The organism is Myxococcus sp. CA051A, assembly GCF_013336705.1.
GTDB classification, from domain to species: domain Bacteria; phylum Myxococcota; class Myxococcia; order Myxococcales; family Myxococcaceae; genus Myxococcus; species Myxococcus llanfairpwllgwyngyllgogerychwyrndrobwllllantysiliogogogochensis.
The window spans coordinates 24,255-37,521 of the sequence record NZ_JABUMS010000003.1 but is presented as its reverse complement, the minus strand read 5'-3'; the positions used below and the strand labels follow the sequence as shown (position 1 = coordinate 37,521).

The 13,267-nt window shown below is 70.0% G+C and carries 13 protein-coding genes; 4 read left to right on the top strand and 9 right to left on the bottom strand.

All coding sequences use genetic code 11. From position 1 onward, the window contains the following. Complete coding sequence (locus HUA74_RS10215) at window positions 1–1,425, bottom strand: esterase family protein (protein ID WP_174454416.1); 1,425 nt, start codon at window positions 1,423–1,425, stop codon at window positions 1–3. A gap of 31 nt (window positions 1,426–1,456) precedes the next feature. Then, window positions 1,457–2,002, bottom strand: coding sequence for a hypothetical protein (locus HUA74_RS10210; RefSeq protein ID WP_141640947.1), 546 nt, complete (start codon window positions 2,000–2,002; stop codon window positions 1,457–1,459). A 148-nt stretch (window positions 2,003–2,150) separates the two neighbouring features. On the opposite strand from HUA74_RS10210, the gene HUA74_RS10205 reads away from it, so the two are divergent. Further along, window positions 2,151–2,684, top strand: a complete 534-nt coding sequence (locus HUA74_RS10205) for an FHA domain-containing protein (RefSeq protein WP_174454415.1) — start codon at window positions 2,151–2,153, stop codon at window positions 2,682–2,684. Window positions 2,685–2,891: 207 nt separating this feature from the next. On the opposite strand, the gene HUA74_RS10200 is transcribed toward HUA74_RS10205, so the two are convergent. From HUA74_RS10200 to HUA74_RS10190, 3 genes are all read right to left on the bottom strand, one after another. Beyond that, a complete protein-coding gene (locus HUA74_RS10200) occupies window positions 2,892–4,409 on the bottom strand; it encodes a serine/threonine-protein kinase (RefSeq protein ID WP_174454414.1) in 1,518 nt (505 codons plus the stop codon). A gap of 304 nt (window positions 4,410–4,713) precedes the next feature. Beyond that, window positions 4,714–6,504 (bottom strand): hypothetical protein, encoded by a 1,791-nt coding sequence (locus HUA74_RS10195; protein WP_174454413.1) that lies wholly within the window; start codon window positions 6,502–6,504, stop codon window positions 4,714–4,716. Between the two features lie 5 nt (window positions 6,505–6,509). Further along, on the bottom strand, window positions 6,510–7,727 hold the full coding sequence (locus tag HUA74_RS10190; RefSeq protein ID WP_174454412.1) for a hypothetical protein: 1,218 nt from the start codon (window positions 7,725–7,727) through the stop codon (window positions 6,510–6,512). Window positions 7,728–7,919: 192 nt separating this feature from the next. On the opposite strand from HUA74_RS10190, the gene HUA74_RS10185 reads away from it, so the two are divergent. The 3 genes from HUA74_RS10185 to HUA74_RS10175 all read left to right on the top strand — a co-directional run bounded on the left by HUA74_RS10185 (window position 7,920) and on the right by HUA74_RS10175 (window position 9,876). After that, a complete protein-coding gene (locus HUA74_RS10185; protein WP_141640951.1) occupies window positions 7,920–8,360 on the top strand; it encodes a host attachment protein in 441 nt (146 codons plus the stop codon). A gap of 95 nt (window positions 8,361–8,455) precedes the next feature. Beyond that, a complete protein-coding gene (locus HUA74_RS10180; RefSeq protein ID WP_174454411.1) occupies window positions 8,456–9,055 on the top strand; it encodes an HAD family phosphatase in 600 nt (199 codons plus the stop codon). Then, window positions 9,052–9,876 carry a glycosyltransferase family 2 protein gene (locus HUA74_RS10175; RefSeq protein ID WP_174454410.1) on the top strand — a complete coding sequence of 275 codons (825 nt, stop codon included), beginning with the start codon at window positions 9,052–9,054 and terminating at the stop codon, window positions 9,874–9,876. The genes HUA74_RS10180 and HUA74_RS10175 overlap by 4 nt, the downstream gene beginning before the upstream one ends. Before the next feature lie 16 nt (window positions 9,877–9,892). Here the strand turns inward: HUA74_RS10175 and HUA74_RS10170 are convergent, their stop codons facing one another. From HUA74_RS10170 to HUA74_RS10155, 4 genes are all read right to left on the bottom strand, one after another. Further along, on the bottom strand, window positions 9,893–10,540 hold the full coding sequence (locus HUA74_RS10170) for a glutathione S-transferase family protein (protein WP_174454835.1): 648 nt from the start codon (window positions 10,538–10,540) through the stop codon (window positions 9,893–9,895). A 41-nt stretch (window positions 10,541–10,581) separates the two neighbouring features. After that, entirely contained in the window at window positions 10,582–11,181 is a 600-nt protein-coding gene (locus HUA74_RS10165) for an adenylate/guanylate cyclase domain-containing protein (RefSeq protein ID WP_141640954.1), read from the bottom strand. A gap of 375 nt (window positions 11,182–11,556) precedes the next feature. Next, complete coding sequence (locus tag HUA74_RS10160) at window positions 11,557–12,375, bottom strand: hypothetical protein (protein ID WP_141640955.1); 819 nt, start codon at window positions 12,373–12,375, stop codon at window positions 11,557–11,559. An 11-nt stretch (window positions 12,376–12,386) separates the two neighbouring features. Then, window positions 12,387–13,214: a hypothetical protein gene (locus tag HUA74_RS10155; protein WP_174454409.1), complete on the bottom strand. Its 828-nt coding sequence runs from the start codon at window positions 13,212–13,214 to the stop codon at window positions 12,387–12,389. Window positions 13,215–13,267: the final 53 nt, after the last annotated feature.

The following is a 13,267-nucleotide window of genomic DNA, read 5'->3' as shown; positions in this document are numbered from 1 at the left end:
CTAGAGGCCGCACACCTTCGCGTCGGTGTTGCGGAACACGCAGAGCAGCTTCGGCAGGCGCTTCTTCCAGAAGGACCAGTCGTGCTGCCCGCTCGGCTCGTGCACGTGGGCCACGTCGTAGCCCCGGCTCTTCAGCGCCGCGATGAACTGGAGGTTGGACTGACAGTCGTCGGAGCCCTGCTCGCCGTCGTCCGTGCAGCCCGTCGCCGGCGAGCCGTGGTCCACGTAGAAGCGCACCGGCACCACCGGCTCCTGCGCCGCGCGCAGCACCATGGCGTTGCCGTCGTCCCGGTCCACTTCACCGTCGTGCGGCCAGAACAACGTCCCCGACTGGGTGCCCACGAAGCCGAACTTCTCCGGGAACTGGAAGCCCGCGTACACGGAGATGAGGCCCCCCAATGACGCACCGAAGATGCCCGTGTCCTGGGGACCCGTCTTCACCCGGAAGCCCGCCTCCACGCGAGGCATCAGGTCATCCTTCAGGAAGGCCAGGTACTCATCGCCCTTGGGCGCGGGCCAGCCCGGGGCGCGCGCGGGCGCGAAGGTGTACTGCGCCAGCCGCACGTCCTGCGTGGGAAGCGCCACGAAGACGAGCACCGCCGCGTCCTGGGGCCGCGCCTTGTAGTGCGCGTCCGCCGCGTCCACGAAGGACTCGCGGGTGATGCTCTCGTTGCCATCGTGCACGTACATCACCGGCAGCGTCGGGCACTCCGGACCGTCGTAGGACGGCGGCGTGTAGACGAACACGTCGCGCGCATCCCCGAGCACCGTGGCGCGCACGCCGTACCAGGCGGTGAGCCGCCCCTTCGTCGCGTCCTGCGCGTCCGGATAGACAAGCGAGTTGAACTGGCCCACCGCGTTGCGGTTGAGGCGGTCCCACACCACGTGCTTCGCCCGAGGGTCCTCGAAGAAGCCTCCACCCTTCACCAGCTTGTACGGGTGCGGCCCCGTGCGCGGGATGTCCACCTCCGCGACGAACAGGTCCGTGTCACGCACCTGCGCCAGCGGCGTGGCGGTGGGGGACCACTCGTTGAAGTCGCCAGCCACGGACGTGTCGCGCGCGGAGTCGCCGCGCGCGAAGAAGACCACCCGCTGCCGGCCCGAGCGCGCATCGCTCACCAGCGGCGTGCCGCCCTGCGCCGCCACATCCGCCACGAACTGGTCGATGGCCGCCGTGCGGACCTCGGGTGAGGTGGCGCGGCTCATCGCCAGTTGCAGGTTCACCCACAGGGAGATGGGCGCGCCGCGCACCACCGCCGAGCGCTGACAGGCCCAGCTCTCCGGCCCCGAGCCGCCGTCCGGCGAGACGCCCCCATCCGGATACGTCTGGGTGAAGGGCGGAGGTGGCACGTACGCCGCGCCCTCGGAGTCATCACAGGCGGACAGCAGCGTCGCGCACAGCAGGACGGCGGACAGACGGCGCATCAACGTCTCCAGTGGCTGGAGGGAACCAGCGTCAGGGCTGGGGCGTGGCGGCGGTGGCGGTGCCCGACACCGTGAACTCGCGCCCCCACAGCCGCACCTTCGCGGCCTTGTCGGCCTCGCCATCGAAGAAGACGCTCGCCTTCACCTTCACCGAGGGCGGCACCTTGATGGAGTCCGCGGCCTGTCCCGGAGAGCGCGCCTGGAGCGGCGTGGCGAAGCCGTCCTTGTCCAGCAACTGCGCGCCGCCACCCTCCTGGAGTCCCAGCAGGTGCAGCGGCTCGGCCGTCTTGTTCGTCACGGCCAGCACCACCTCCACCCCGCCCCCGCTGGACGCCTTCACTTCCAGCACGGACAGCTCCGTGTTGGCGTGGACCTCGTCGGCCGCGGACAGCGTGCGCGAGCCATCCGTACTCACCGCGCCCTTGCGGCCTTCCTTCATGCCCTCCACCACGCCGCTGCCCGCGCCCTTGGCGACCTCCACCGTCTTGCCCACCACCGCGGCAGTGACGTCCTTCGCGGTTTCACCCTTGCAGGCGGGGACGAGGAGCAACAACGGGGCGAGCAGCAGGCGACGCATGGGACCTCCAGACATATGTGGGCGCGGGTGTACTACAGGCTCCCGCCCGGGCGCGAGAGGGGCCTCCTCGCCTGGATTCCGACCATTCGTGGACACCCAAACCCACCTTCTCGCGCCTGGCGGGCCCCGAAGAGGTTATGAGTTACCCATGGCACGCGCTCTGCTGCTCTCGCTGCTCGTGAGGCAGCACATGGCTCTCAAGGAGAAGTTTCGCGCCAAGTACCCACACCCCTGGTTGGTGTGGGAGGCAGGCGCGTGGAACGTCCCCGAAACGACGGAGGGGAACGTGGGTGCCACTCGGCTGCCCTTGACGGACCTGCGGGACTGCCTGCCCGCCGGGGACGCCATGTGCTTCGAGCTGGTGGCCCTGGCCGAGCGAGGCCCCATGCGGATGGGGCGCGCCTCGAACAACGCGCTGGTCATCAACGACGCCACGGTGTCGCGGGAGCAGCTCATCCTCACGCCCCGCCCCGACGCGGGCTGGCACGTGGCGAGGGTGGCGGATGCCCGTCCGGTGAAGCTGGACGGACAGGAACTCCCCGAGGAGGGCGCCGTGCTGAGTCCGGGCGCGAAGCTGGAGGTGGGCGACGTACGCCTCACCTTCCACGACGCGAGCGGCTTCGACGAGCGCATCTCCCGCATCGCCGCGCAGGTGCTGGCGCAAACGGCCGCCTCGCGCTGAGGCGGGGAGACCTCGGTGCCCCTGCGTGGAGCGCGGGCGCGCCGCCAGCAGCGCGGCAACCGGAGTGGCGCGGGCTGGGCTCTCACCCCGCTGCGCCGCTGCGTGGAGCGCGGATGCACCGCCAGCAACGCAACCACCTGACACTGTCCGTGACGAGGGGTGGGTAACTCACCGCGCTGCGTGGAGCAGGAGCCCGGCGGTCCGCGCTCAACGTGATGCGGGGGCGGCGCTCGCGGCGCGCGCGCCCTTGCGAGGCACGGTCGCGTTCCGGGTCCCCTTCTTCGCGTTCGCGGCCGGCTTTGGCGCCGTGAGGGACTTGGCGAGCGGCACTTCCAGTTCGGTGTGAGCATCCAGCCGCACCGAGCGCTCCGACGACACGTAGCCCGCAAGCTCCACGCGAAGACTCAGCGGCACCTCACGGCGCGGCAGCTCGCGCACCAGCGGGGTGATGCCCAGCACTTCACCCGTGTCCGAGCGCACCACCTGCGCCCCCTCCGGGAAGGAGTGCACGGTGAGCGTCACTCCGGGCTGCATGGGCGCGGGAGGCAACAGCTCCAACTGCCTGGGCTCGACCCTCCGCTCCGGCGAGACAACGGACACCGGCGCCTGCGCGAGCACGGGCGCATCCGCCGCACCCAGCCCCGTCCACAGCAGCGCGCCCGTCAGCAGCGCCAGCGCGCCTCCACCGGCCAGCATCACCGCGCGGCGACGCCCCGCTCCAACGACGGACATCCGCCGCGTGGGCCGCTCGGACAACTCCATCGCGGCCACCGCCTCCGGCGACGTGGGCACCTGGACGGGCAGCAGCAACAACCCCGTCGTCACCTCCGCGAGCGACTGGGGCCGCCCCTCCGGCTCCTTCGCCAGGCAGCGCATCACCAGCTCCGTGAGCTGGGGCGGCAACGGCTCACCCGAAGGCAGGTGCGAGGGCAGTGGCGGCGGCGGCTGCGTGATGATCTGCACCACCAGCTGCCCGAAGGCCTCTGCCTGGAAGGGCGGATGCCCGCAGAGCATCTCGTAGAAGATGTTGCCCACCGCGTAGATGTCCGAGCGCGCGTCCACCGAGAGGCCCGCGGCCTGCTCCGGGGACATGTACGCCGGCGTGCCGATGATGGTCCCGTCCAGCGTGCCGGTGGGAGCCCCCTCGGAGGACAGGTGCTTGGCCACACCGAAGTCCAGCACCTTCACGAAGTCCGGCTGGCCCGCGCGCTGGGTGAGGAAGAGGTTGTCCGGCTTGATGTCCCGGTGCACCACGCCCACCTGGTGGGCCGCGCCCAGCGCCGCGCACACCTGCACGGCGATGCGCTGGATGCGCGCGAGCGACAGCGGCTCCTGCTTCAAGAGCACGCCGAGCCCCTGGCCCCGCAGCAGCTCCATGACGCAGTAGACGTGGCCACCCTCGCCCTCGTCCACGAAGTCGAAAATCTCCACGATGTGCTCGTGGTTGATTTGATTCACGGTGCGGGCTTCCTGGAAGAAGCGCTGCACGAAGCCGCCGTCCCGCGCGTGCTCCGGCTTCAGCACCTTCAAGGCCACCTGCCGCCCCAGCCGCGCGTGACGCGCCTGGAACACCCGCCCCATGGAGCCTTCACCCAGGAACGTCTCCAGCTGGTAGCTGCCCAGCACGAAGCCCTCCCGCAGCTCCTCGCCCATCCGGGGCTCTCCGCTCATGGAGCCTCCACGACCGGACAGCAGGGTCTGCGCGAAGAGGTCATCGTTGCCCATGGTGTGAAGAACTCTCCATGCTCAGGAGCAACGGCAACCCACACCGGGCCCTCTGTCTTCCATCCAACGTCAGCGCCGTTCCCTCCCTGTGGAGACGACGCATCCGAGGTCCTCGAAGACCCTTCTCCCTGCGCAGGGGAAGTCAGCCCGCACGGACGCGCCCACGCCTCGTGCGCCGTCCTCCACCGGACAGGCTCGCTCACCGGGCTTTGGGACGTCAGGGAGAGGATCACGACTGCGACTCGCGGAGAGGAAGGATGAGACGGGAGGCGGGGCCGGGAAACCCCCACCTCCAGGGAGGTGCTCAGGTGCAGGAGCCCGCCTGACAGACACCCGGCACGCGGTTGCTTCCGACCATGCGCGTGCAGGCCGTGTTGTTCGGACAGTCCGCGGTGTCCGCGCAGTCCTGGCCGTTGTTGCCGTCATTGTCGACGAGGTCGTCGCAGACGGTCTCCTTGCGGGTGGTGCCGTTGCACACGCAGCCGGTACCGCATGACTGGTTGTTGCAGTCGGAGTCCGCGCAGTCGATGCCGTTGGTGCCATCGTTGTCGACGCCGTCGCTGCAAATGGTCTCCCGACGCGCGCCGCCGTTGCACACGCAGCCGGTGCCACACGACTGGTTGTTGCAGTCGGAGTCCGCGCAGTCCAGGCCGTTGTTGCCGTCGTTGTCACGACCATCCGAGCAAAGGGTCTCCCGGCGCGTGCAGTTCTGGAAGCTGCAGCCGCGCCCGCACTCGCCGCTCACGCAGTTGGCGTCCGCGTTGCCCGTCTGGCAGTCAATCGCCCCATTGCCGTCGTCATCCTGGCCGTTGGAGCACTGGACTTCCTTCGCGGCCCCCTGGGTGCACATCACCGTCACCGTCGCGCCGTTGCTGGCCACGGTGACGTAGTCGCAGTCATCGCGGTCCGCGCAGTCCATCTGTCCATCACCGTCATTGTCGGTGACGTCGCGGCAGTTCTGCTCCGCGCACTTCTCGCTGATGCACACCGCGTTCACTTCACCGGCCACGCAGCGCTGGCTGGCACAGTCCGGATCCAAGCAGTCGATCTTGTCATCGCCATCGTTGTCGAGGCGGTCGGTGCAGTCCGACTCCGTCTTCGCCGACGCCAGACAGGTGCAGCCCATGCCGCACGACTGACCGCCACAGTCCACATCCGCGCAGTCCGTCTGTCCGTCCGTGTCGTCGTCGTTCCCGTTGCCGCACGCGCCCTCGACACAATTGATGCCACGACACGCCAGTCCGGGACCGCACTCCCTGCGCTCGCAGTCGGTGTCGTTGCAGTTGAGCTGGCCGTCGCCATCCTCGTCCGCGCTGTCGGGCGTGCACAGCGACTCCGCCTTGCGGCCCTGGTCACACACGCAGCCGGCGCCGCAGGACTGGTTGTCGCAGTCGTCGCGGTCCGCGCAGTCGATGCTCCGGTCATCGTCGTCGTCCACGCCGTTGCCGCAGCCCGTCTCGGTCTTCTTCCCGTTCTGGCAGGTGCAGCCCGCGCCGCAGGCCTGGTTGTCGCAGTCGTCGCGGTCCGCGCAGTCGGCCGGGCCATCCCGGTTGTCATCGATGCCGTTGCCGCAGTCGAGCTCCGTGCGCTTCTGACACTGGCCCTCCACGCAGTTCTGCTGCGCGGTGCACGCCGTGCCGCAGGTGCCGCAGTTGAACGGGTCCGTCATCCGGTCGAAGTCCTCGTCGACCTGACCGTCGCAGTCGTCATCCACGCTGTTGCAGCGCTCGCCGGCGGGCAGCACATCGCCCACGCAGGCCACCGTGCCTTCACGGGTGCAGACGGACTGGCCATCGCGGCACGCGCCTACGTTGCGCAGGTTGGCGGCACCCGAGAAGCACGCCGCCTCCAGCTCGTCGACCGCGCCGTCGCAGTCGTCGTCCACGCCGTTGCACTTCTCGTCGGGCTCCGGGAGACAACAGTACTTGGGTCCCCCGTTGGGCAGCGCCGTACACAGATAACCGTCCCCACCACAGTCCGCTTCCACCGCGCAGGTGTAGGCGGCGTTGTCGGGGAACTCCACCTTGCAGCCCGCCGCGCCGGACACCAGCAGCAGGGCGGCGAAGGCTCGCAGCCAGGAATTGAAGGTCTTCATAAAGCTCAGAAGCTCCCGCCGACGACGACATGGACCGCCGTGGCCGCGCCCGCGCTGACCGTGCCCGCGGGCGTCGGCGCCTCGCTGCGCGAGGGCACCACCAAGAGCCACGTCACGCTGCCCGCCGTCACCGCGCCACCCCCAATGAGCAGCGCCGTGGCGAGGTTCGCCTGCGACTGCGCATCCAGCCGCTCCTTGCGGGACACATCCAGCATCCCGTCTCCATCCGCGTCCTTCGCCCGGCCCTCCACGTCCTTGGCGCCCTTGCCCAGCACCGCGCCCACGCCCACCGCCGCCAGGCCCACCAGCGCGGTGTAGAACGCCGGCCGCTTGTAGATGGGCGTGCCGCGACCGCGCTTCGCCACCTGTCGGGCCACCGCGTCCTCGGGACCCTCCGGCGCTGGGCCGGAGATCTCCATGCGGACCTCCAGTTCCTCGCGCCCACCGGGCTTGAGCGTCACCGTCCGCGTGAAGGACGCATACTCATCCGCGGACACCTCCACCTGCACGGTGCCCGGCGGCAGGCGCGCCTCCACGCTTCCCACGCCGAGGATGCGCTCGCCCGCCTTCACCACCGCCGTGGGAACGTTGACGCTCACCTTCAGCAGCGCGCGCGGGCGGCCCAGCGCCATCATCCGATTGCCCAGCTTGGTGGCCGCCTCCTGCTGGAAGGCCGCGTCCTTCGGGTTGCGCCCCGACACCACGTCCTCGTGCACCACGCCCTTGTCCCTGTCGTACGTCCACGCGCGCAGCGTCCAGCCCGCGTCCTCCAGCGACAGCCGAGCCGTCGTCAGCAGGTCCGCGTCCAGCGACTCCGCCGGCTCCGCCAGACACGACGCCTGCGAGCAGCGCAGCGCCGCGTCGTAGTTCGCCTCCAGTCGCTCGCGCACCTCCCGGGGGCCCGCGCCGAAGGCCACCATGCCGGACGACATCGCGCCCTTCGCCAGCTCCCGCAGCCACACCGACGCCTGCTGCGAGCCCGCGCGCTCTGGCGTGTCCAACCCGAGCAGGACGAAACGCGGTGTCAGCGACACGGCGTTCTCGTCCTCCGCTCGCAGGTCCAACCCCATGTCCTGTCCGCCCGGCTGCTCCGACGGGGACTCCTGGGAGGAGGTCTCTGAGCTGAGGTCCAGCCCCAGGCCGCCCTGCTCCTGAGCCCGCGCGGGACGGGCCAGCAGCGCGAGCGCCAGCATGGCGACAGGCAGAACGACGGGAATGCGCATCCCGCCGTTCTACTCCTTTGCCATTCCCAACGGAATGATCGGTCAGACTCCAGACACCGTGGGTCTGGGGGTGGGTGTCAACCCTGTGCGACATGGCCGCCTGCCCTGCGCACGAAGGGGAAGCGGCTCGGGGCCGGAAGCTTGCCGGGTGTCGCGTGGGTCCTCATCTCCCATCCTAAGGAGGCGTGACACATGGCGGACGCAAAGCTCTGGATTCTTGTGGGGAACGCGAGCCGGGCAAGGCTCTTCGCGACGGACGCGAAGGCGGAGAAGGATTGGAGTCTGGTCGAGGAGTTCCACCACGAGGAGAGCAGGGCCAAGGGCGATGACCTGCGCGACCAGCCAGACAACCCCAACGCCGGCACCCTGCACGGGCCCCCCGGTGAGAATGAGCCCAATGGCCGCAAGGAGTTGGAGCACGAGCGGTTCGCCCGGGAGCTGTCCGGCGTCCTGGACAAGGGGCATGACCGCCACGCCTTCGACAAGCTCGTCATCGCCGCGCCCCCTGAATTCCTCGGGCGGCTGCGCAAGGCGCTGAGCACCCGCGTCCGACAGCGGGTGTTGCTGGACGTGGGCTCGGACTACTCCACCGTGCCGGCCCGCGATTTGCCTGAACGCGTTCCCCTCCTCTAGCGTGGCCTTTTCCGGAATTTCCGGAACAGCAGTCCGGGCGGCAGCGGTGGGGCGACGCCCGGGCCCGCGCGGGCCGCGCGGCACGAGGAGCATGAATGGCGGCGGTGAAGGCGGTCCTGTTGGACCTGGGCAACGTCCTCGTCTTCCACGACAACGCGCTGCTGTTCGCCAGGCTGGGAGCGTGTGCCCGGATGCAGGCGCACGAGGTCTCCCAGCGGCTGATGGGCGCGGGATGGACCGCGGCCAACAAGGGCCTCCTGGACGCCGAGGGCATCCGCCGCAGTGTGTGCGGGGCGCTCAACCTGGAGCTGCCCATGGCGGAGTTCGCGCCCCTGTGGAGCAGCCACTTCACCACCCACGACGCAGTGCTCCCCCGGGTGGAGTCCCTGGTGGGTCGGGTGAAGCTGGTGCTGGTGTCCAACACCAACGCGCTGCACGCGGCCTACCTGCGGCCTCGCCTGCCCCTGCTCCAGCGCTTCGATGCGCTGGTGATGAGCTGCGAGGTGGGCAGCGTCAAACCGGAGCCGGACATCTACCGAATCGCCCTGGAGCGCGCGGGCTGCGCGCCCGAAGAGGCCGCCTTCTTCGATGACCTGGCGGAGTTCGTGGACGCGGCCAACGCGCTGGGCCTGCGCGGCCAGCTCTTCACCACCGCCGCCGCCTTCGACACCCAGCTCGAGGCGCTCGGATTATGAGGCTCGGTGGCTACGTCCTGCACCGCGACAACAAGGACACGCTGGAGCCCTGCCTGCGCGGCCTGCTGGCCCTCTGCGATGACGTGGTGGCGCTGGACTCCGGCGCCACGGACGGCTCGGGGGAGCTGGCGCGCTCCCTGGGGGCGCGCTCGGTGCCACACTCCTGGAAGGGCTATGGCGCCGCGCGAGTGGCCGCGGTGAACGCGCTGGCGCCGTGCGACTACGTCTTCTACCTGGACTCGGACGAGTCGCTGGAGCCCGGCGCCGTGGACACGCTGCGCGCGTGGAAGGGCTCCTCGCCCGACGCCGACGTCTACCGGCTGCCCCGGCGCGACTGGGCGGAGATGGAAGGCCGCCGCTTCCTCTTCCGCACGCAGTGGCGCGCACGGCTGGTGCGGCGGGAGAAGGCCGTGTGGCACGCGCGGCACATCGTCCATGAGGCCCTGCCGAAGATGCGGGGCGGGCGCGTGCTGGCGCCCATCGACCACCGCTTCGCCACCTCGGTGGCGCGCCGCTGCGCCAAGGAGGAGCGCTACGCGCTGCTGTGGGCCCTGCGCGCCCACTTCGAGCAGCGCAGGCTCAAGCCCGTGGTCATCCAGCGCCTGGCCGCGTGGGTGCGCGACTGCGTGCTCACCGGCGCCGTCTTCCGGGGCGGAGCGGACGCCTCCCGGCTGGCGTGGGGCGTGGCTGGCTACCACTCCACCAAGTACGAGTACCTGGGCCAGCTGCGCGAGGGCCGCTTCGCGGAGCTGGCGCGCATCTATTCGGAGGAGCGCTACGACGAGCTGTTCGCCCGCGTGCGCGAGGGCCGGCTGGACTGAGGCCCAAGCCGGCGGCTCACTCGTACTTCGCGACGGGAGGCTCGCGCAGCCCCGCCTCCGCCCACTTCTGGAAGGCGGGCTGGGCCAGGAGCGTGTCGCGGTACGCGGCGCACACCGGCTCCAGCGCCACGTCGTAGGTGACGAAGCGCGTGGCCACCGGCGTGTAGAAGGCATCCGCGATGGTGAAGTGGCCGAAGAGGAACGGCCCGCCCTGCCCGAAGCGGGCGCGGCAGTCGGTCCACAGCGCCTGGATGCGAGCGATGTCCTCGGCCACGCCCGGCACCCGGCCCTGTCCCGGACGGCGCGCGCGCAGGTTCATCCCCATGTGCTCGCGCAGCTTCGTGAAGCTGGAGTGCATCTCCGCCGTCACCGCGCGCGCCACCGCGCGGGCCTCGCGCTCCTGGGGCCACAGCCGGGCCTCTGGAAACGTCTCCGCCAGGTACTCGCAGATGGCCAGCGAATCCCAGATGGACACGTCGCCGTGCTTGAGCAGAGGCAGACGGCCCGTGGGGGAATGACGGGCGATGAGCTCCCGCGTGTCCGGTGTGTCCAGGGGGATGACCACCTCCTGGAACGGCTGCCCGGTGTGGGCCAGCGCCAGATACGGCCGAAGCGACCACGAGGAATAGTTCTTCGAGGCAACGACGAGGGTGAGCTGGGACATGGCGCGCACGGTAGCGCTCCATGCCACGGGACGCCCGCGCTTCAGTTCGCCGGCGTGTTGCGGCCCAGGAACGAGCGCACGCGCGACAGCCACGGCTGGCGACGGCGGTGCTCCGGCGGGTCGATGCGATACACGGCCACCGGCAGGCGGATGTTCTTCATCTCGCCCCGGCCCAGGCGCACCGGCGGGGACTCCAGCTGCCCCTCCACCTGTCGCGCCACCGTCTCGCTGACGTAGAGGGTGCCGGGCCGCGCCAGCGCCTCGATGCGCGCGGCCAGATTGACGCCCTCGCCGAACACCTCGCCATCGCGGTGCACGACGACGCCCAGGTGCACGCCCACGCGCATCACCACGCGGCGCTCCACGGCCACCAGCCCGTTGTGCACCTCCAGCGCCCGCTGCAGCTCCAGGCCAAAGTCCACGGCGGCCAGCCCGCCCTCGAACTCCAGCAGGAAGCCGTCCTCCAGACGCTTCACCTCGCGGCCACCGTGTCGCGGGAGCAGCTCGCGGACCAGCACGGCGTGCTCGTCGCGCACCACCTGCTGGAGCGCTTCGTCACGCCAGGACTGGCGTCCCGCGGCCTCGATGCCCGTGAACAGGATGGCCGACAGTTTGCCCGGCTCGGGTTCCTCCACCACCATCGCTCAGCTCCCCTCCCCCCGATGCCAATTGTCCAAAACGTTACTCCAGGACGAGGTCCCCGGTCCCAGCCGAGCCCCCCGTCACGGCTGGGACCGGGCCCCGGATGACCTCTCGCCCGGACGGGCGCGGCCATGCATCGCGTGAAGTCCCTCGCTCCTGACGTCTCGGCTTCGACGGCCGCTCGCTCTCAGTCCCGCTGCGTCAGGGCCGGGGAGCGATGGGACGAACACTGAACCACTCTGCTCGACTCCATCAGGATAATTCATCACTGACGCGACGCACAAACAGCCCAGGAGGTCGGACTCCACGGGTGTCCGACCTCCAACGCAGTGAGTCAGGTGCGCGTTCTTCTCAGGACAGGTGAGGGGTGGGCCTCACAGGTCGTCGCAGGGGGTTCCCAGGCGAGCGCCGGTGTAGATGCCGAGCTCGTTGTAGATGAGCGCCAGGTTCTCCGAGACAGGCACCTGTCGCAGCTTGCGGCGGGCCTTCTTCTCCACCCAGAGCGACGGCAGCTCGCGGTCCAGCAGCAGTTGGAGGTCTCCCTTCTTCGTGGAGAAGATTTCCCCCTTCGAGTCGGAGACGACGTTGACCATCTGCTGCTGCTTCATCCGGCCACGGGGGCCGATGAAGACGCGGAAGCTCTTCTGCTCGGCCTGGAGCCGGCCCCGCTCCACCAGGAAGTAGACGCCCTTGGTGTCGCGCAGGAGGGCGTACGGCTCGTACTTCATGGGGCTGGGGGTATAGGCCGCCTTGCGCAGCAGCTCGCGCGAGGTCTCCGTCGCCAGCAGCTTGAAGGCCGTCGCGCGCTGGCCGCAGCGCACCGAGCAGGTGCCCTCCTTCGGGTCCACCTGGACGACGGAGTAGGCGCGCGCGTCCACGCCATTCGCGTTGGATTCCAGGTCCGGGTTCCAGAAGCGGGGCTCGAAGAACGAGCCGGTGGGGAGCCGGACGACGTTGGGGGCGATGGGAATCTCGGTGAAGGTGGCGCCGTCTCCGTAGAAGAGCTGCGGCTGCGAGCTGTCGAAGACCTCCGTCGAGGAGACGTAGTGCCCCTTGCCGTCGGTGCAGACGGCGGTGCGCTCCAGGAGCATGCGCTTGCGCAGCGAGTCCTCGCGCGCCCAGGGGGGCTCGTGGGCCAGGACGGCGGTGGACGACAACGTCAGGAGCAGGGCGAGGCGATGGGCCAGGGACATGGGATGGAGCCTCACAGGTGGTCCAGGAAGAAGTCGGCGTAGGAGGCCGTGTCCATGCCGCCCGCGGCGGGGGCGATGGTCCACTGGAGCGCGCCGCTTTCGACCTTGCCTCCGTAGGCGGCGCCGTTGCGGCACTCCACCCGCTTCAGCGTGCTCTTCACGGTGCGCCGGGCTTCCTCCGAGCCCCGGCACAGGAACTCGAGGGCCTCGAGCGGCCCGGCGCAGTACGCGCCGATGGGGTACTCGCTCAGCTCCTTGTCGGAGACGGTGTCCCAGGCCACCTGGACGGCCACGTTCGAGCCGCACGTCTGGTTGAGCGTCTTCACCTTCTCGGCCAGGTCGCGCTCCTCGGATGCGGCCCAGAACGCCTTGTCGAACGCGGCGGCGCGGCTGAGCGTGCCGTCGGCGAGCTGGCGCTGGTACAGCTCCACCACGTCCTCGACGTCCACCTTCTTCGAGCGCTCCTCGCTCGCGTAGAGGGTGACGGGGTCTTCCTTGTCGAAGCGGTTGAGGGTGTTCCTCCCGTTCGACTTCTGGGACGGCGCCAGTCGCACCAGGCGCAGACGCTTGCCGCGCCAGTCCGTCCAGTAGGAGTTGTCGTCACCGACGCTGTGGAGCGCCACCTTCCCGTCCAGGTCATCGCCCGGGGCGTGGAACTGGACCAGGGCCCGTCGGGGCTCCGCGGGCAGGAGCGGGACGATGGTGATGATGTCCCCTCCCTCGGAGGTGAAGACGAGCCCCGTGCCCTCCGGCTTTGGTGCTTCGGTGGTGGGCCGCGCGCTCCGCGAACAACCGAGCGCGACGACGATGACGACACTCAACGCCAACAAGACTCTCAAGCAACGCCCCCTGTTCGTGGAGCCCCGCGTGGACGCCCGACACGGGCGCCGCC